The 18155-nt window shown below is 70.7% G+C and carries 15 protein-coding genes; 8 read left to right on the top strand and 7 right to left on the bottom strand.

Going from position 1 to position 18155, the window contains the following annotated elements; all coding sequences use genetic code 11:
- Nucleotides 1–45 precede the first annotated feature (45 nt).
- Nucleotides 46–1062 (bottom strand): cell division protein ZapE, encoded by a 1017-nt coding sequence (gene zapE / locus ACZ6SF_RS01180; protein WP_466059614.1) that lies wholly within the window; start codon nucleotides 1060–1062, stop codon nucleotides 46–48.
- Nucleotides 1063–1097: 35 nt separating this feature from the next.
- On the opposite strand from zapE, the gene ACZ6SF_RS01175 reads away from it, so the two are divergent.
- From ACZ6SF_RS01175 to msrB, 4 genes are all read left to right on the top strand, one after another.
- Nucleotides 1098–1862: a pyrimidine reductase family protein gene (locus tag ACZ6SF_RS01175; RefSeq protein ID WP_466059612.1), complete on the top strand. Its 765-nt coding sequence runs from the start codon at nucleotides 1098–1100 to the stop codon at nucleotides 1860–1862.
- A 95-nt stretch (nucleotides 1863–1957) separates the two neighbouring features.
- Nucleotides 1958–3508: an alpha/beta hydrolase gene (locus ACZ6SF_RS01170; protein ID WP_466059610.1), complete on the top strand. Its 1551-nt coding sequence runs from the start codon at nucleotides 1958–1960 to the stop codon at nucleotides 3506–3508.
- Between the two features lie 108 nt (nucleotides 3509–3616).
- Nucleotides 3617–4963 (top strand): glycosyltransferase family 87 protein, encoded by a 1347-nt coding sequence (locus ACZ6SF_RS01165; protein WP_466059608.1) that lies wholly within the window; start codon nucleotides 3617–3619, stop codon nucleotides 4961–4963.
- A 38-nt stretch (nucleotides 4964–5001) separates the two neighbouring features.
- Nucleotides 5002–5454 (top strand): peptide-methionine (R)-S-oxide reductase MsrB, encoded by a 453-nt coding sequence (gene msrB, locus ACZ6SF_RS01160; RefSeq protein WP_466059606.1) that lies wholly within the window; start codon nucleotides 5002–5004, stop codon nucleotides 5452–5454.
- Nucleotides 5455–5553: 99 nt separating this feature from the next.
- Here the strand turns inward: msrB and hemQ are convergent, their stop codons facing one another.
- The 3 genes from hemQ to hemE all read right to left on the bottom strand — a co-directional run bounded on the left by hemQ (nucleotide 5554) and on the right by hemE (nucleotide 8789).
- A complete protein-coding gene (gene hemQ, locus ACZ6SF_RS01155; RefSeq protein ID WP_466059604.1) occupies nucleotides 5554–6249 on the bottom strand; it encodes a hydrogen peroxide-dependent heme synthase in 696 nt (231 codons plus the stop codon).
- Nucleotides 6250–6329: 80 nt separating this feature from the next.
- Complete coding sequence (locus ACZ6SF_RS01150; protein WP_466059602.1) at nucleotides 6330–7685, bottom strand: protoporphyrinogen oxidase; 1356 nt, start codon at nucleotides 7683–7685, stop codon at nucleotides 6330–6332.
- 48 nt (nucleotides 7686–7733) lie between these two features.
- A complete protein-coding gene (gene hemE, locus ACZ6SF_RS01145) occupies nucleotides 7734–8789 on the bottom strand; it encodes a uroporphyrinogen decarboxylase (protein ID WP_466059601.1) in 1056 nt (351 codons plus the stop codon).
- A gap of 187 nt (nucleotides 8790–8976) precedes the next feature.
- On the opposite strand from hemE, the gene ACZ6SF_RS01140 reads away from it, so the two are divergent.
- Together ACZ6SF_RS01140 and ACZ6SF_RS01135 are read left to right on the top strand one after the other, a co-directional pair.
- The gene (locus ACZ6SF_RS01140) at nucleotides 8977–9612 is read left to right on the top strand and encodes a DUF3000 domain-containing protein (RefSeq protein WP_466059599.1); all 636 of its coding nucleotides are present in this window, start codon (nucleotides 8977–8979) and stop codon (nucleotides 9610–9612) included.
- Between the two features lie 38 nt (nucleotides 9613–9650).
- A complete protein-coding gene (locus ACZ6SF_RS01135; RefSeq protein ID WP_466059597.1) occupies nucleotides 9651–11012 on the top strand; it encodes an HRDC domain-containing protein in 1362 nt (453 codons plus the stop codon).
- A gap of 11 nt (nucleotides 11013–11023) precedes the next feature.
- On the opposite strand, the gene dxs is transcribed toward ACZ6SF_RS01135, so the two are convergent.
- Nucleotides 11024–12922 carry a 1-deoxy-D-xylulose-5-phosphate synthase gene (gene dxs, locus ACZ6SF_RS01130; protein WP_466059595.1) on the bottom strand — a complete coding sequence of 633 codons (1899 nt, stop codon included), beginning with the start codon at nucleotides 12920–12922 and terminating at the stop codon, nucleotides 11024–11026.
- Nucleotides 12923–13177: 255 nt separating this feature from the next.
- Here dxs and ACZ6SF_RS01125 point away from each other — a divergent pair, with 255 nt between their 5' ends.
- A complete protein-coding gene (locus ACZ6SF_RS01125) occupies nucleotides 13178–13852 on the top strand; it encodes an SIMPL domain-containing protein (RefSeq protein ID WP_466059593.1) in 675 nt (224 codons plus the stop codon).
- Nucleotides 13853–13870: 18 nt separating this feature from the next.
- Here the strand turns inward: ACZ6SF_RS01125 and ACZ6SF_RS01120 are convergent, their stop codons facing one another.
- Nucleotides 13871–15271, bottom strand: coding sequence for a class I SAM-dependent RNA methyltransferase (locus ACZ6SF_RS01120; RefSeq protein ID WP_466059591.1), 1401 nt, complete (start codon nucleotides 15269–15271; stop codon nucleotides 13871–13873).
- A 42-nt stretch (nucleotides 15272–15313) separates the two neighbouring features.
- Nucleotides 15314–17302 (bottom strand): APC family permease, encoded by a 1989-nt coding sequence (locus tag ACZ6SF_RS01115; protein ID WP_466059589.1) that lies wholly within the window; start codon nucleotides 17300–17302, stop codon nucleotides 15314–15316.
- Between the two features lie 185 nt (nucleotides 17303–17487).
- On the opposite strand from ACZ6SF_RS01115, the gene ACZ6SF_RS01110 reads away from it, so the two are divergent.
- Nucleotides 17488–18153, top strand: a complete 666-nt coding sequence (locus tag ACZ6SF_RS01110; RefSeq protein WP_466059587.1) for a potassium channel family protein — start codon at nucleotides 17488–17490, stop codon at nucleotides 18151–18153.
- Nucleotides 18154–18155: the final 2 nt, after the last annotated feature.

The following is an 18155-nucleotide window of genomic DNA, read 5'->3' as shown; positions in this document are numbered from 1 at the left end:
CGGAAAGCGCGCCGCGGCGCGACGGTGGCTACCACCGGGCACTCCTCATGCCGGAACCTCGAACCGCGACAGCGCCAGCAGGCGGGAGATGGCGCGCAGGTACTTCTTGCGGTAGCCACCGTCGAGCATCTCCCGCGAGAAGATCTCGTCGAGTTTGGCGCCCGATACGGTGACCGGGGTCCCGGCGTCGTAGAGGCGGTCGGCCAGGACGACCAGGCGCAGCGCGACGGCCTGGTCGGTGACGGGGTGCACATCGGAGACGAACACCGCGCGGACCCCGTCGATGAGGGAACCGTATTTCGATGGATGCAGCGTGGCCAGATGCGTGAGCAGGGCGTCGAAATGGTCCAGGGTCGCGCCGGGGGTCGCCGCCGCGCGTTCGGTGAGCTGTTCGGGACTGCTGGGTTCCGGCGCCGGAGGCAGATCGCGGTGCCGGTAGTCCGGGCCGTCGACGCGCACGGTGTCGAAGATCGAGCCGAGTTTCTTGATCTCGCGCAGGAAGTCCTGGGCGGCGAACCGGCCCTCCCCGAGCTGTCCGGGCAGGGTGTTGGAAGTGGCCGCGACGGAGACGCCGTGGGCGGACAGTTCGGTCAGCAACCGGGAGACCAGCATGGTGTCACCGGGATCGTCGAGCTCGAACTCGTCGATGCACAGCACGCTGTTGGCCGACAGCCGCTCGACGGCGTTGGCGAAGCCCAGCGCCCCGACCAGGTTGGTGAGCTCCCCGAAGGTGCCGAAGGATTTCGGCGCGGGCGCTCCGTGGAAGATCGAGGCGAGCAGGTGGGTCTTGCCGACGCCGAACCCGCCGTCGAGGTACAGGCCCGCGCCCTGGGTGGGTTTCTTCTTGCCGAAGAACGACTTCTTGTGCGTCGCCTTGTGGATGGCCGCGACCTTCTCGGCGAAGGTGCGGGCGGAGCCGACCGCCGCGGCCTGGCTGGGCTCGTTGGGGTCGGGGATGTAGGTGTCGAAGCCGACCTCGTCGAACATGGGCGGGGGCACCATCTGGGCGACCAACTGGTCGGCGGGGACCTCCGGGCGGCGGTCGACGAGGCGATCTGGCATGGAAGCAGCCTAATGACGTGATATGAGCTTCTGTTATGCAGCGTAGCCCCGATGCGATCCAGCTCACAGACCTCGATCCCGACGCCCTCGCCGCCCTGTACGCCTATCCCACCGGCCGGGAAGCCGGTTGGCTACGGGTGAATTTCGTATCCACCATCGACGGCGCGGCCACCGGGTCCGGGGGTGTCACCGAGGCGCTGGGGTCGCCGGCGGACAAACAGGTCTTCCATCTGCTGCGCGATCTCGCCGATGTGGTGCTGGTCGGCGCGGGCACCGTACGCGCGGAGAACTACGGCGGCGCGCAGACCGATCCGGCGCGCCGCCGCGCGCTGTCGGAGCGCGGAATCGGCGGCCACCCCGACGGCACGCCGCCTCCGATCGCGATCGTGACCGCCACGGCCGCGGTGGACCCGGGTCATCGGGTGCTCACCACCGCACGCACACCCACCCTCGTCCTGACCACCGCGGCGGCGCCCGCCGAACGCCGGGAAGCCCTCGCCGCCGCCGGCGCGGAGGTGATCGAAGTGGGCGAGACCGTGATCGACCCGCGGGCCGTTCCGGAGGCCCTGGCCCGCCGCGGACTGCGCCGGATACTGTGCGAGGGCGGACCGCAGCTGTTCGGGTCGCTGGCCGGCGCGGGGCTGGTCGACGAGTTGTGCCTGACCACCGCGCCGCTGCTCACCGGTGGCGCGGCACGGCGGATCTCGGTATCGCACGAGGAATTCGCCTGGCGGATGACACCCGCGCACGTGCTGTTCGACACCGACGGAACGGTGCTGACCCGCTGGGTGAAATCGTGATCACCGGCCGCGGCGAGGAGCCCGCGCCCCGGGCGGCGGCCCGCGACGGCGTCCCGCTCAGGCGAAGCCGATCCGGACCTGGCAGGGTGTATCGCATGCGCTGGACTCGGGCAGTGGTGCCGGCCTCGGCACTCTTGATCATGATCGCCGGATGCGGCGCGGGTCCCTCGGACCGCCCGCACGTCGCCGTCGAACGTCCGCCTGTACCAGGCGATTCCGCCACCTCGGCCCAGGTCCCGCCGCCCCCGGCGGCGCAGGTACCGAAAAAGGATCTGCCCTGGCGCGAATGCGCCCGGGAGACCTTCGACGCGCTGGGCCTGGGTCCGGGACCAGCGGGCCTGGTTCTCGAATGCGCGGATTTCTCCACGCCGATCGACACCGCCGGTACGGTTCTCGGCAACTTCCGGACCGGCGCGCTGCGCGCGCGCCTGCCGCAGACCCCGGCGGACGCGCCCCCGGTCGTGCTGACCTCCGGGGTCGACCGCTCCTCCACCGCCACCCTCGCGGGCCTGGTCACCGGACCGGCGAGTGCGCTGCTCACCGCGCATCCGCTGGTCGCGGTGGATCGGCGCGGTATCGGCAGTTCCCAGGCGATCGACTGCCTGCCCGCCGATATCCGCACCGGTCTCCAGGACAACGGCCAATTCGCCCCCGGGGGCAACCCCGTGACCGCCATGGCGGATCTGTCGCGCAACGGCACCATCGCGTGCCGCGATTTCCTGCAGCCCTACGACGGCACCTTCGACGCCCCGCACGCCGCCGACGATATCGAGCAGCTGCGCCGGGAATGGGACGTCGACCACATCTCCCTGCTGGGCACCGGCAGCGGCTCCGCGGTCGCGATGGAATACGCCCGCAAATACGGCGACCGGCTCGCCCGGCTGGCACTGGACGCCCCGGCCCCGGTCGGCGTGGACGCGGTCACCCGCGGTGAGACCGCGGTCCAGGGCGCGGAGGCCGCACTGACGGCCTTCGCCCAGCAGTGCGCCGGCACCGCCTGTTCACTCGGACCGGATCCGCGCACGGCCGTGACGCAGCTGATGCAGAAGGCCTCCGACGGGCAGCTGGGCGACCTCTCGGCAAACGCCGTCCGTACCGCCGTCACCGGGTTCCTCGGCAGCCCGCGCGCCGATCAGTCCACCCGGATCGCCGAGCTGTCCGACGCCCTCGCCGCGGCCGGGCGCGGCGATACGGGCCGGTTGAAGGCGCTCGCCGACGCGCAGGAGACGGCCACCGCCGGCGACGGGCAGTTCGTCAACGGCTGCACCGACGCACCGCAGCCGCCGCCCGGACCGCAGGTCACCGACCTCACCGGTATCTGGGCGCAGAAATATCCCGCGTTCGGCCGGGCCGCCGCCCTGTCCATGCTGGTCTGCTCGGCGTGGCCGGTGACCGAGGCGCCGCCCGCGCTGGAGAAACTGGAACTGCCCGTTCTGGTGCTGACCGGCGCCGGAGACCCGGTCACGGGGGCCGCCCAGGCCTCGGTCACCGGCGCTCTGGGCAAAGCCGGTGCGCGGACGGCGACCATGACCTGGCAGGGGTGGGGACATCCGGTCAGCACCCATTCCGGTTGCGCCCAGACCGCACTCGTCGACTACTTCGCCGACGGCCGGCTGCCCGGTGACGGGACCGCCTGCCCGGCGTGATCCGGGCCGGCCGCGCGGCGGTCACGGCGGCCCCGGAGGGGCGTCTGACCGGCGCGTCGAGGGTGGGTCCCGGCAACACCACGGCACCATCCGGTGTACCGTGCCGTGGTGTTCCTTCGACAGCTCGAGCCCCGCACCGCTCGAACCACCGCCGACGTGATCCGGTTCGCGCTCTGGCCGCTGGCGGTCATGACCGTGCTGAACCGGGTGTTCATCAAGGCTGTCAACGGTTTCGTGACCGACGACTACAAGCCCGTCTACCAGGCCTCGCTGGATTTCCTCAACGGGCGCGAGGTGTACACGGCGAATTTCGAATCGGTCGATCCGCACTATCTGTACCCGCCCAGCGGGACCCTGCTGATCGCTCCGATCGCGGTGATCGACTACGAGAAGTCGCGCTGGCTGTTCATCCTGCTCAACGCGGTGGCGATCCTGCTCGCCTGGTATCTGCTGCTGCGGTTGTTCAACTACACGCTGCGTTCGATCGCGGCCCCGGTGCTGCTGCTGGCGATGTTCATGTCCGAGACGGTGATAAACACACTGGTGTTCACCAATGTCAACGGCTGCCTGTTGCTCGCGGAGATGCTGTTCCTGATCCTGCTACTGCAACGAAGAGACCTGTGGGCCGGTGTGGTGCTGGGCCTGAGTATCGCGGTCAAACCGACACTGGCCCCGCTGATATTGATCGCGCTGGTCCGTAAGCAGTGGAACGTGGTCACCACGGCGGTCGCCGTGCCCGTCCTGCTCACCGCGGCCGCCTGGCCGCTGTCGAAGGATCCGGAACGGTTCTTCACCCGGACCCTGCCGTACCTGTTCGAAACGCGCGACTACTTCAACAGCGCGATTCCCGGTAACGCCGAGTACTACGGCCTGCCGCCCTGGCTCACCTGGGGGATCCGGCTCTCGATGGCGGTGCTGGTGCTGGTGTCGCTGTGGATCCTGTACCGGTACTACCGCGAGGACGAGCTGTTCTTCGTGACCACCGCCTCGGGCATCCTGCTCACCGCGTCGTGGCTGCTGGCCTCGCTGGGCCAGATGTACTACTCGATGATGCTGTTCCCGTTCCTGATGTCGGTGGTGCTGCGCAACTCCGTGCTGCGCAACTGGCCGGCCTGGCTGGCGATATTCGGGTTCCTGTCCTACGACAAATGGCTGTCGGACCGCTGGCCCGATATCGGGCGCAACCTGGAATACCTGCGCATCACCTTCGGCTGGGGTCTGCTGCTGATCGTGGTGTTCTGTGTCCTGGGCGACCGGTACCTGAGCGCCCGGCGCGAGGGCCGGCTGCCGAATCTGGACCCGGTCTGGATGGCCTCGGCGCCGGACTCGCGCGATACCGGCACCGGTATCGCGGAACCCGCGACCACGCCCGTCCCGCCGCCCGCGCCCGAACCCGATCGCACCCCGGAACCCGCCGGCGCCCGCATCGCCGAGACGCAGGTGGTGCGTAGCTGATACGCGACGGAACACCCGGAACGTATTAGCGTGGAGGCATGAGTTCCGAGACGGACGCGACCCATACCTCCCTGCCTGCCCCGAAGATCCAGCTCACCCCGCAGGAATGGCGGGCGAAACTGGACCCCCGGGAATACGCGGTGCTCCGTGAAGCGGGCACCGAGCGGCCGTTCACCGGCGAGTACACCGATACGAAGACCGAGGGCGTCTACAGCTGCCGGGCCTGCGGCGCGGAACTGTTCCGCAGTTCGGAGAAGTTCGAATCGCACTGCGGGTGGCCGTCGTTCTTCGACCCGGCGGACTCGGACGCGGTGATCCTGCGTGCCGACGATTCGCTGGGGATGCGGCGGGTCGAAGTGCTGTGCGCGAATTGCCACAGCCACCTCGGCCACGTCTTCGAGGGCGAGGGGTATCCGACGCCCACGGACAAGCGGTACTGCATCAACTCGATCTCACTGCGGCTGCACCCCTCGACCAGCTCAGCGGAGTGAGTCCTCCGTTCGCCGAGCGGTACGTTACATAAAGACCGCCCGGTATGCATGCCCCGATTTCCGGGGGTTGCCTACCGGGCGGATACCTGTTCCCGTTTCTCAGGGCAGCGCGGCGACCAGCTGATCGATATCGACCCGCGGGCCGGTGTAGAACGGCGTCTCCTCCCGGACGTGCATCCGGGCCTCGGTGGCACGCAGATCACGCATCAGATCCACGATCCGGTGCAGTTCCGGCGCCTCGAACGCGAGAATCCACTCGTAGTCGCCGAGGGCGAAGGAGGCGACGGTGTTGGCGCGGACATCCGCATAGCCGCGCGCCTGCTTGCCGTGGTCGGCGAGCATCTTGCGCCGCTCGTCGTCGGGCAGCAGATACCACTCGTAGGACCGCACGAACGGATACACGCAGATGTAGTTGCCGGGGTCCTCCCCCGCCAGGAACGCCGGGACATGGCTCTTGTTGAACTCCGCCGGACGGTGCAGCGCCACATTGCTCCACACCGGTTCGGTCGCCCGGCCCAGTTCGGTGGTCCGCCGGAAATCGGCGTACGCGGCCTGCAGATCCTCCACCCGTTCCGCGTGGGTCCACACCATGAAATCGGCGTCGGCCCGCATCCCCGCCACGTCGTAGACGCCGCGCACCACCACGTCCCGGTCGGCGAGCCCGTCGAAGAACGCCTTCGCCTCCTTGATCGCCGCCGCCCGGTCGTCACCGAGCACACCGGGCCGCACCCGGTAGACCGAGAACATCAGATAGCGAATGGTGGAGTTGAGAGCCTGGTAATCGAGTCGCGCCATGCTCCCATCGTGCCACTCGCCCGGTGCGACCGATCCGGAGGTCGGGCAACCCGGTGCGCGGGAAACCGGGCCGGTGCGGCTCAGGCCCGCGTCGTGGCCGCGGCCGCGATCCGGCCGGCGGCCGCACTCGCCGACGCGACGCAGGCCGGCACCCCGACACCGTGGAGGTACGCGCCGGTGACCGCGAGGTCCTCGATATCGCCCAGCGCGGTCTCGATGGCGGCGACCCGCTCGGTATGGCCCGGGGCGTACTGGGCCAGACCGCCCGGCCAGCGCTGGACCACGGCCGACAACGGCTCGATCGGCGTATCGGTGACGGTGGCCAGATCGGCGGTGGCCGCGGCGACGAGTTCGGCGTCGGCCCGGCGCAGCGTGGAATCGTCGCCGAACCGCCCGAACGACACCCGTACCAATGCCGTCCCGCGCGCCGCCAGATGCGTCCATTTACGGCTGGACAGCGTGAACGCCTTGGCGCGCAACTCCTCTCCGGTGGCCACCAGGATCCCGGAGTTCTCCGGCAACGCCGTATCCTTCGGCAGTTCCAGGGCGACCAGCGCCGAGGACGAGAGTTCGATCGCCCCGGCCGCGGCCGCCGCGGCGGGCGCGATATCGGCCAGCAGCCGGGCCGTCACCGGCGCCGGAGTGGCCAGGACCACGGCGTCGAATTCGCCGACCGGATCGACTCGCCACCCGCCGGGGATCCGGTGCAGGGCGGTCACCGGGGTATCGCGCACGGTCTCGGCCTCCGCACCCGCGGCCAGTGCGCGCAGCAGGGCACCGTAGCCGTCCCGGAGCGCGCCGAACACCGGGGCGTCCGAGGGCGGTGGCAGTACGGCCGATACCGCGGCGGTGAGGCTGGTGGCGCCCCGGTCCAGGGCCGCCGCCACCGTGGGCAGGGCCGCCCGCAGACCGATCGACCGGGCGCTGCTCGCGTACACGCCGCCCAGCAGCGGATCGACGCTGCGCGCCACCGTCTGGGCCCCGAACCGGTCGGCGACCAGGGATTGGACGTCGATATCGGCGCCGGGCCGCCAGTCCAGGGGCCGGGTGGGTTCGGCCGCGATCCGCGCGAGAGTGTCCGCGTCGACCAGCCCGGCGACCGAATCGGGTCCGGTGGGGATACCCATCAGCGTCCGCTCCGGCAGCGGATGCGCCCGGCCGCCGGCCCAGAGCAGCGGGCGCAATCCGGCGGGATGCACGAGTTGATCGGCGATTCCGAGTTCGCGCAGCAGCGCCGGAACCTCGGGCCGCCGCCCGACGAACGCCTCGGCGCCCAGATCGACCGGCTCCCCCGCGATCGGCACCGTGTGCAGGACACCGCCGACCCGGTCGCGGCCCTCGATCACCGTCGGGCGGACCCGTTCGCCGAGCAGCCGGCGCAGCCGGTACGCCGTGACGAGTCCGCTGATACCCCCGCCGACCACCGCGATTCTCATACCCCGACCGTATCCCCGGCCGGCCGGGGCGCGGCCGCGGGAGTGCGCTCAGAGTTCGTGGATGAGTTCCACCAGGGCCGTGAGCACACCCGGATCGGTCTCGGGCAGGACTCCGTGCCCGAGGTTGAAGATATGCCCGGTCGCTCCCAGGGTGAGTGCGTCGTCGGCCTCCCCGGCGATCCGCCGCGCCTCGGCCTCCACCACCGCGCTCCCCGCGAAGAGTACGGCGGGATCGAGATTGCCCTGCAACGCCTTTCCGGGACCGACCCGGCGGACGGCCTCGGTGAGCGGTACCCGCCAGTCCACCCCGACCACATCGGCGCCGGCCTCGCCCATCGCGCCCAGCAGTTCCCCGGTGCCGACCCCGAAATGGATGCGGGGAACTCCGGAATCGGCGACCTCGGCGAATACCCGCTCGGAATGGGGCAGCACGTAGCGCCGGTAATCGGCCAGCGACAGCGCACCTGCCCAGGAATCGAACAGCTGGACGGCGTCCACGCCGGCCTCGAGCTGCGCGCGCAGGAAGACGATGGTGATATCGGTGAGCGCACCGAGCAGCGCGTGCCAGGCGTCCGGATCGCCGTACATCATGGCCTTGGTGCGCTCGTGGTGCTTACTGGGCCCGCCTTCGACCAGATAGGACGCCAGCGTGAACGGCGCGCCCGCGAATCCGATGAGCGGCGTCTGCCCGAGTTCGTCCACCAGCAGCCGCACCCCGTCGGTCACCGCGCCCACTTCCTCGGGGCGCAGCCGCGGCAGCGCGGCGACATCGGCGGCGGTACGGATCGGGGAGGCGATCACCGGCCCCACCCCGGGAGCGATATCGAGATCGATCCCGGCCGCCTTGAGCGGGACGACGATATCGGAGAACAGGATCGCGGCGTCGACACCGTGGCGGCGCACGGGTTGCAGCGTGATCTCACAGAGCAGTTCCGGATCGAAACACGACTGCAGCATGCCGATCCCGGCCCGGAGCTCCCGGTACTCCGGCAACGACCGCCCGGCCTGGCGCATGAACCACACCGGCCGCCGGGCCGGGGTGGCGCCGGAGGCGGCGGCCAGGAACGGGGCATCGGACAACCGGCGGCGCGTATAAGTGCTCATCACCAGCCATCGTATGCGGCGCCGGCGGGCACGGCGCGCACGCCCGGCGCCACCTCACGGGCGATCCGGCGGCCGCCGGCGGCGGGTTGCGCGGTGTTTACCACGACGGGACCCGATCATCCAGCAACAACGGTCGCCCGGCGCGCCTCCGCGCTCCCCGGGTGCGACAGGTCTACCGTCATTCCCCGTGACACCGCTCGATATCCGCGACGGCGCACCGGACGATGGGCCCGGCGACGAACCCGCATCGTTTCGTGCCGCCGTTTCGGCGATGGGCGCCGCGTCTGTGCACCCGCGGATCGAGCTGGCCCCGATCCGGCCGCCGCAGCGCCTCGCGCCCTACTCGTACGCACTCGGCGCCGAGGTGATCCACGAGGACTCCTCGGTGGTGCCGATCGATTCCGACGGTGACGCGTTCGGACGGCTGATCCTCTTACACGACCCCAACGGCGACGAGGCCTGGCACGGGGTGTTCCGCCTGGTCGCCTATATCCAGGCCGATATCGACGGTGCGCTGGCGGCCGATCCGCTGCTGCCGGAGGTCGCGTGGAGCTGGCTGGCCGACGCGCTGGAGTCGCGGGAGGTGCCGTTCACGGCACTCGGCGGCACGGTGACCTCCACCAGTTCGGTGCGCTACGGCGATATCGCGGGTCCGCCCCGGGCGCACCAGCTGGAGTTGCGCGCCTCCTGGACGGCCCGCAGCACCGAGATGGGTCCCCATGTGGAGGCGTTCGGCGAAGTGCTGGCCTATGCGGCGGGCCTGCCACCTGCGGGTATCACCGATCTACGACCCTCGGAGTCCACCAGGACCGACCGTGGTTGACCGTCGGCGCTAGCTCCGGCCACGTAGAGTGGCCCTTTATGCCGGTAGTAGAGGAGCCCGACCACCTGTCCGGTGGTCACCCGGACCGCGGCACCGCCGCGGCCGACCAGGGCACACGGGGCGCGCAGGCGGACCCCGTGCCCGATACCGGCGACCCCGCGGTACCCGACGCGGTCCCGCTGCTGGCTCCGGCCGAGGGCATTCCCCCGGTCTGCCGGACGCCGGACGAGGTGGCCGCCGCCGCGGCGCGGCTGGCGGCCGGTACCGGCCCACTCGCTGTCGACGCCGAACGGGCGTCGGGTTTCCGGTATTCGCCCCGGGCCTATCTGATCCAGCTGCGGCGGGTGGGCGCCGGAACCGTCCTGATCGACCCGATCCCGGTGACCGATGCCCTGGAACCGCTGGCGGCCGTGATCAATTCCCTCGAATGGATTCTGCATTCCGCGGATCAGGATCTGCCCGGGCTGGCCGAACTCGGGCTGCGTCCGGCGACCCTGTTCGATACCGAACTGGGCGGCCGGCTCGCCGGCTTCCCCCGGGTCGGCCTGGCCGCGATGGTGGAGCAACTGCTCGGCCGGGCGCTGCGCAAGGGGCACGGCGCCGCCGACTGGTCCACCCGGCCGCTACCCGAGGCCTGGCTCAACTACGCGGCGCTGGATGTCGAACTCCTGCCCGAGCTACGCGACGCCGTCGCCGCCTCGCTGGCCGACCAGGGCAAAACCGAATGGGCCGCCCAGGAATTCGAACATATCCGCCGCGCCGAGCCGTCGGCGCCGAAACCGGACCGCTGGCGGCGCACCTCCGGGATCCACACGCTGCGCAAGGCCCGTCAGCTGGCGACCGTGCGGGAACTGTGGACCACCCGCGACGCCCTGGCCCGCAGCCGGGATATCGCCCCGTCCCGCATCCTGCCCGATTCCGCGATCGTCGCCGCCGCCGGCGCCGATCCGAAATCCCTCGGACAACTGCGCGAGTTACCGGTGTTCGGGGGACCTCGCCAGCGCCGGTACTCGCGGGAATGGCTCGGCGCGGTGGAACGCGCCCGCGCTCTGCCCGATGACGAGCTGCCGCGGATGAGCCAGCCCTATGACGGGCCGCCGCCGGTGAACCGCTGGGAACGGCGGGATCCGGTGGCCGCGGCCCGGCTGTCGCGAGCGCGCGCGGTGATGGCGCAGATCTCCGAGAAGGTGAACATCCCGGTGGAGAATCTGCTCGCGCCCGACCTGGTACGCCGCCTGTGCTGGGACGGCCTGCCCGACTACGGCCCCGGACCGGACGACGCGCCGGAATCGGCCGCCGCGGTGGAGACATTCCTCGAAGCGCACGGAGCCCGGCCCTGGCAGCGCGAACTCACCGCCGGTCCGCTGGCCGCGGCGCTACCCGACCCTCCGGCCGGATAGCGCCGCGACGGTCAGCGGGCGTCGAGCCAGCCGGTGATGCGGCGGGCGATATCGGGGGCCGTCAGCCCGAGTTCCTGGCGGACCTGCGGAATACTGCCGTGGTCGAGGAACTCCTGCGGGATACCGATATCCCGGGTCGGCGTATCCAGTCCGGCGCCGCGCAGCCGGGCCGAGACCGAGGAGCCGATCCCGCCGTGCAGACCGCTGTCCTCGAGCGTGACCACCAGCCGGTAGTTCTCCGCCAGTTTGACGATGGTGTCCGAAACCGGCAGCACCCAGCGCGGATCGATGACGGTGGCGGTGATCTGTTCGGCCTCCAGTAGTTCCGCGGCCTGCAGCGCGGCCGGCACGAGCGCGCCGACCGCCACGATCAGCACATCCCCGTGCTGCGTACGCGCCGACGGACCCTCGCGGTCCGGCAGCCACAGGACATCCACCCCGTCCAGCCGTTCCAGCGCCCGGATATCCGCGCCCACACTGTCCTTCGGGAACCGCAGGGCCGTCGGCCCGTCGTTCACCGCGAGCGCCTCGGACAGTTCCTCGGCGAGCGTGGTCGCGTCCCGGGGGGCGGCCACCCGCATCCCGGGCACGATGCCGAGCAGCGACAGATCCCACATACCGTTGTGGCTGGCGCCGTCGGCGCCCGTGATCCCGGCGCGGTCCAGGACCAGGGTGACCGGCTGCTTCAGCAGCGCCACATCCATCAGCAGCTGGTCGAACGCGCGGTTGAGGAAGGTCGAGTAGATCGCCACCACGGGATGCAGCCCGCCCAGCGCCAGCCCGGACGCCGAGGCCAGGGCGTGCTGTTCGGCGATACCCACATCGAACAACCGGTCCGGGAATCGCTCGCCGAAGGCGGACAGCCCGGTGGGCCCGGGCATGGCGGCGGTGATCGCGACGATATCGTCGCGGCGTTCGGCGTGGGCGATGAGCTCGGCGGAGAACACCGAGGTCCAGCTCGCCGCACCGCCCTTGCTCACGGATTCACCGGTGAGAGGGTCGATGGGGCCGCAGGCGTGCATCTGATCGGCCACATGGTTCTCGGCCGGTTCGTAGCCGTGGCCCTTCTGCGTGACCGCGTGCACCACCACCGGCCCGCCGAAATCCTTGGCGTGGCGCAGTGCCGATTCCAGGGCCACCGGATCGTGGCCGTCCACCGGCCCGACGTATTTGAGCCCGAGATCGCTGAACAGTTCCTGCGGGCTCACCGCGTCCTTGATGCCCGCCTTCACGGCGTGGACCATCGAATACGCGGAATCGCCGACGCGCGGAATGCTTTTCAGGATCCGGCGGCCGGTGTCGAGCATATGTTCGTAGGCGGGCTGGGTCCGCAGCGCGGTGAGCCGCTCGGCCAGGCCACCGATGGTCGGCGCGTAGGAGCGGCCGTTGTCGTTGACCACGATCACCACCGACCGGTCGGGACCGGCGGCGATATTGTTCAGCGCCTCCCAGCACATCCCACCGGTGAGCGCGCCGTCGCCGACCACCGCGACGACATGGCGGTCCTGCCCGGTCAGCGCGAAAGCCTTGGCCAGGCCGTCGGCATAGGACAGCGACGCCGACGCGTGTGAGGATTCGACCCAGTCGTGCTCGCTCTCGGCACGGCTGGGATAACCGGACAGCCCGTCCTTGCGGCGCAGGGTGTCGAACTGGTCCTTGCGACCGGTCACGATCTTGTGGACATAGGCCTGGTGCCCGGTGTCGAAGATCAACGGGTCGGCGGGTGAATCGAAAACCCGGTGCAACGCCAGGGTGAGTTCCACCACTCCGAGGTTGGGTCCCAGGTGCCCACCGGTGACGGCCACCTTGTGCACCAGGAACTCGCGGATCTCGGCCGCCAGTTCCCGCAGTTGCGGTACCGACAGCCGACGCACGTCTTCGGGCGTATCGACCCGGGAAAGCACTCCCACCTGATTCGCTCCCTCCGGATAGCGCAGTTGATCCGACCAGTCTATGAGCCGCGGCCGACTGCACCACCCGGGCGGCGTGCGATGGACACCACCCGAGTGGTGTGCGATGGATACCGCCGCCGCGGGCCGGATCCGCGGTCCGGTGTATCGCTCCAGCCTAAGGTGAGTGGCGGGCGCCGCGCGAACCGTGTTCCCCGGCCGCCCGGCGCGGCGGCGCATCGGCGCACGCCGTGACAACGACGCGAGGAGGTCCGGATGGGCGGGCAGCAGACCGCGACGGTGACCGTGTTCGGCGAGGGTACGGTACGTGCGACCCCGGACAGGCTGGTGGTGTCCATCGGGGTGGAATGCCGGGCGAGCACGGTCGGACTGGCCTACGAACAGGCCGGGCGGCGGGTGGTGGCGATCACGGCCGCCCTGCGCGGCGACGGGGTGCCCGATACCGATATCGCCACCGGCGTGCTGTCGGTGCGCTCGGATACGGCGTGGCAGGACGGCGTCTCCCGGATCACCGGCTATATCGCGACCACCGCCCTCGACCTCACGCTCCCCCAGCGACCGCCCGGCACACCGGACACCGCGGGCACCGACCCCGCCGAGGTGATCGCGCACGCCGTGGCCGCCGGGGGCGACGACGCCCGCCTCGGCGGGTTGCGCCACACCTTCGCCGACCGGGAACGCGTGCTGACCCGGGCCCGCGACGCGGCCTGGGACCACGCCCTGGACAAGGCCCGCCAGTACGCCCGCCGGGCCGCCCGCGACCTCGGTCCCGTGCTGGAGATCACGGAGAACACCGCCGGACCCGCGTACCGGCCCCCGGAATCGGGCGGCGTCCGGATGGTGGCGGCGTCGGCGCCCGCGGCGGTACCGGTCGAACCAGGCGAACAGGAAGTCGCAGCGACCCTGCGGGTCACCTGGCAACTGGACTGATCCGGGGCGCCTCACGGCTCAGCGTTGCAGCAGCGCCACACATTCGACGTGATGGGTCGCCGGGAACGCGTCGAAGGCCCGTAATCCGCCCAGGTGATAGCCGGCGTCGAGGTATAACCGCAGATCGCGGGCGAAGGCGGCCGGATCGCAGCCGATATGCACGATCCGATCCGGCCCGGCGGCCGTCACCGCCCCGACCACGGGCTTTCCGGCACCCGCGCGAGGCGGGTCGAGCACCACGACCTGGGGCCGCGGACCGTGCTGCTGCGCCGTCCAGCGCTCCACGCGGCCACCGCGCAGAGTCAGCCAGGGCAGATCGGTCAGCGCGGCATGACCGTCGGCCACCGCGCCGGCCGCGGATTCGACGGCCAGGACCGAGCCCGCGGGGCCGGTCCGCTCGGCCAGGCGGGCGGCGAACACCCCGGCACCGGCGTACAGATCCCAGGCGGAGGCGCCCGCGTCGGGCCGCGCCCAGTGCGCGACCAGATCCGAATAGCATTGCGCGGCGCCGCGATGCGCCTGCCAGAACCCCGCGGCCGAGACCTCCCAGCGACGACCGGCCACGGTCTGCACCGCGCGGCCGCTGCCCTCGATCACCCATTCGTCGCGGGCGGTATGCGACGCCGCGCGGCGCGCCGCGGTACGGCGGCGCTGGGTATCGGCGCCCCGGGCTTCGTTCTCGTCGCGGTCCACGCCGGCGCCGGCCGTCGCGCGCGGTCCGCGGGCGGCGGTGGGCCGGCCTCCGGGACGCCCGTCGGGCCCGCGGCGGCGGCCGCCGCCGGAACGGTCCGCGCGCGGCGTGGTGCCGGCGACCGGGGGCGCGAGTTCGACGATATGCCGGGTGCCCTCGTCGTCGACCGCGATCACCAGATCGGCGCCGGGGGTCCAGCGACGCTGCGCGATACCGTCCAGCGCGCCGGCCACCGGTTGCGGGCAACGCAGATCGGCCACGATCCCGGCACTGCGGTAGCGGTGCACGCCGGCCCGGCCGTCGGCGTCCACGACCAGCCGGATCCTGGTCCGCCAGCCACCGGCGGCGCCGTCGGACCCCGGAATGGGCTCGACCTCGACCTCGCGCTCGATCCCGGCGATACGCCGCAGTTGCTCCGCGACCACCAGGGCCTTCATATTCCGTTGCGCCGCGGGAGTGGCGAAGGCGAAATCACAGCAACCCGCCCCGCCGGGCCCCGAGACGGGGCACGCCGACGGCACCCGGTCCGGTGACGCCTCCACGATCTCCACCGCGTCCGCACGGCAGAAGGCTCCGCCGCGATCCTCGGTCACCCGGGCCAGGACCAGCTCACCGGGCAGACCGTGGCGGACGAACACCACCCGCCCCTCGTACCGGGCCACACAGAAGCCACCGTGGCCCGGAGCACCCAGCCGGACCTCGAGCGTCCGGTCCCGCCACGACGTCATCGGCGGCCGCCTCGGGCACACCGGCGGGCGGGCAATCCGGCGCTACCCATTGTCGCCGTACCCACGGCGTACCGCGCCCGGAGCCGCGGGCTCACCCGCCGCGCGGGCCCCGGCCGAGGAACTCAGCTGCCACGGCACGCTGGTCACCATGACCCCCGGTTCGAACAGCAACCGGCCCTTCAGCCGCAGCGCGCTCTGATTGTGCAGGACCTGCTCCCACCAGTGACCGACCACGTATTCGGGAATGAACACGGTCACCACATCGCGGGGGGCGTCCTTGCGCACCCGTTTCACGTAGTCGAGCACCGGTTTGGTGATCTCGCGGTAGGGCGATTCGATCACCTTCAACGGAACCGGGGTGTCACTGTTCTCCCAGTCCCGGACCAGGGCGCGGGTATCGTCCTCGTCGACGTTCACAGTGATCGCCTCCAGCGTGTCCGGGCGGCCCGCCCGCGCGTAGGCCAGCGCCCGCCGGGTCGGCAGATGCAGCTTCGACACCAGCACGATCGAATGGGTCCGGCTCGGCAGCACCCCGTCCCATTCGTGCTCTTCCAGCTCCCGGGCCACCGAGTTGTAGTGGTGGTGGATCATCTTCATGATCACGAAGATCACCGCCATGGTGACGATGGCGATCCAGGCGCCCGCGAAGAATTTCGTGATCAGCACGATCACCAGCACCGCCCCGGTGGCCACCAGTCCGAGCGCGTTGATCGCGCGCGAGCGCATCATCCGCCGCCGTTCGCCCGGATCGGTCTCCTGCCGCAGCAGCCGGCTCCAATGCCGCAGCATGCCGGTCTGGCTCAGGGTGAACGAGACGAACACGCCGATGATGTAGAGCTGGATCAGCCGGGTCACCTCGGCGTCGAACGCCACCACGAAGGCGATCGCGCCGACGGCCAGGAACAGGATCCCGTTGCTGAACGCGAGCCGGTCGCCGCGGGTGTGCAGCTGCCGGGGCAGGAACCGCGCCTGGGCCAGCACCGAGCCCAGCACCGGGAAGCCGTTGAACGCGGTGTTGGCGGCGAGCACGAGGATTACCGCGGTCACGACCGCGACGAAGTAGAACCCGGGCGTGAATCCGCTGAACACGGCGTGCGCAATCTGGGCGATGAGGGTTTTCTGGTGATATCCCTCGGGCGCGCCGACGAGCTGTTCGGGATGTTCGGCGAACACCACGTGCGCCTGCCGGGCGAGCACGATCATGCCGAGCAGCAGCACGATGGCGATCGCGCCCAGCATCAGCAGCGTCGTCGCGGCATTGCGTGATTTGGGTTTGCGGAAGGCCGGGACGCCGTTGCTTATCGCCTCGACGCCGGTGAGCGCCGCGCAGCCGGAGGAGAAGGCGCGGGCGAGCAGGAAGATCAGCGCCAGCCCCGCCAGATGCTCCTCCTCGGCGCGCAGTTCGAAGGACGCCGATTCCGCGCGCACCTCGTCGCCCAGCACGAAGATCCGGATGAGACCCCACGCGAGCATGGTGAACATGCCGAACAGGAAGGCGTAGGACAGCAGCGCGAACATCCGGCCCGACTCCCGCACCCCGCGCAGGTTCATCGCGGTGATGAGCGCGATCGCGGCGACCGCGAACAGCACCTTGTGGGTGGCGATGAACGGGATCGCGGAGCCGATGGTGGACGCGGCCGACGAGATCGAGACCGCCACCGTGAGCACGTAGTCGACCAGCAGCGCGCTGCCCACCGTCAACCCGGCGGTGGGGCCGAGGTTCGTGGTGACCACCTCGAAATCGCCGCCGCCCGACGGATAGGCGTGCACGTTCTGCCGGTAGCTCGTGACCACGATGACCAGGACGACCGCGACGGCCAGGCCGAGCCAGGGGGCGTAGGCGTAACCGGCCAATCCCGATACCGACAGCACGAGGAAGATCTCCTCGGGCGCGTAGGCGACCGAGGACATCGCATCCGATGCGAACACCGGCAGGGCGATCCGCTTGGGCAGCAGAGTGTGGCCCAGCGAATCACTACGGAATGGCCGCCCCAGCACCAGGCGCTTGGTGGCGGTCGTCAACTTCGACACCGGACGGAGCATAAGCCCCCGGGTCCCGCCGCGCTGCGAGGCGTCACCTCGAGCCGGGGTTTGACCGCACCTACTGGGGGGAACGTGGCTGAGGGCGAGGACCAGCGGGTACGGTTCGCTTTCGCGACGGCCACACGGCTGTTTCACTTGCCCTAGGGCACACCGAGTCAGGAGCGAGGTTCGCGGTGTACGTGGTGATCATGGGATGCGGGCGCGTGGGCGCGTCGCTGGCCCGCGCCCTGGTCCGGATAGGTCATGAGGTCGCCGTGATCGACCGGAATCCGGACGCGTTCCGGCGGTTGGGTACCGATTTCCCCGGTACGAAGGTCGTGGGCGTCGGATTCGACCGCGATGTGCTGCGCCGGGCGGGAATCGAGCGGGCCGGGGCCTTCGCGGCGGTGTCGTCCGGGGACAACTCCAACATCATCTCCGCCCGGGTGGCCCGGGAGATGTTCGGGATCGAGCGGGTCGTGGCGCGTATCTACGACGCCAAACGCGCCGCCGTCTACGAGCGGCTGGGCATCCCCACCATCGCCACCGTGCCCTGGACCACCGACCGGTTCCTGCACACCCTCATCGGCGATGCCGGTACCACCACCTGGCGCGATCCCACCGGAACGGTCGCGGTCGCCCAGTTGATCCTGCACGAGGACTGGTACGGGCGCACGGTCGAAGACCTCGAGAGCGCCACCGGCGCCCGTGTGGCATTTGTCATCAGATTCGGGCAGGGCGTATTACCCGATGCCCGAACCGTGGTGCAGGCCGACGACATCGTCTATGTGGCCGCGACCTCGGGTTCGGCCGGCGAAGCGGTCGCGCTGGCCGCCAAACCCCCCGCGAGCAAGGACTGATC

The sequence above is a fragment of the Nocardia sp. NPDC049935 genome, from assembly GCF_055586645.1.
This window is presented reverse-complemented; position numbering and strand designations above follow the sequence as displayed.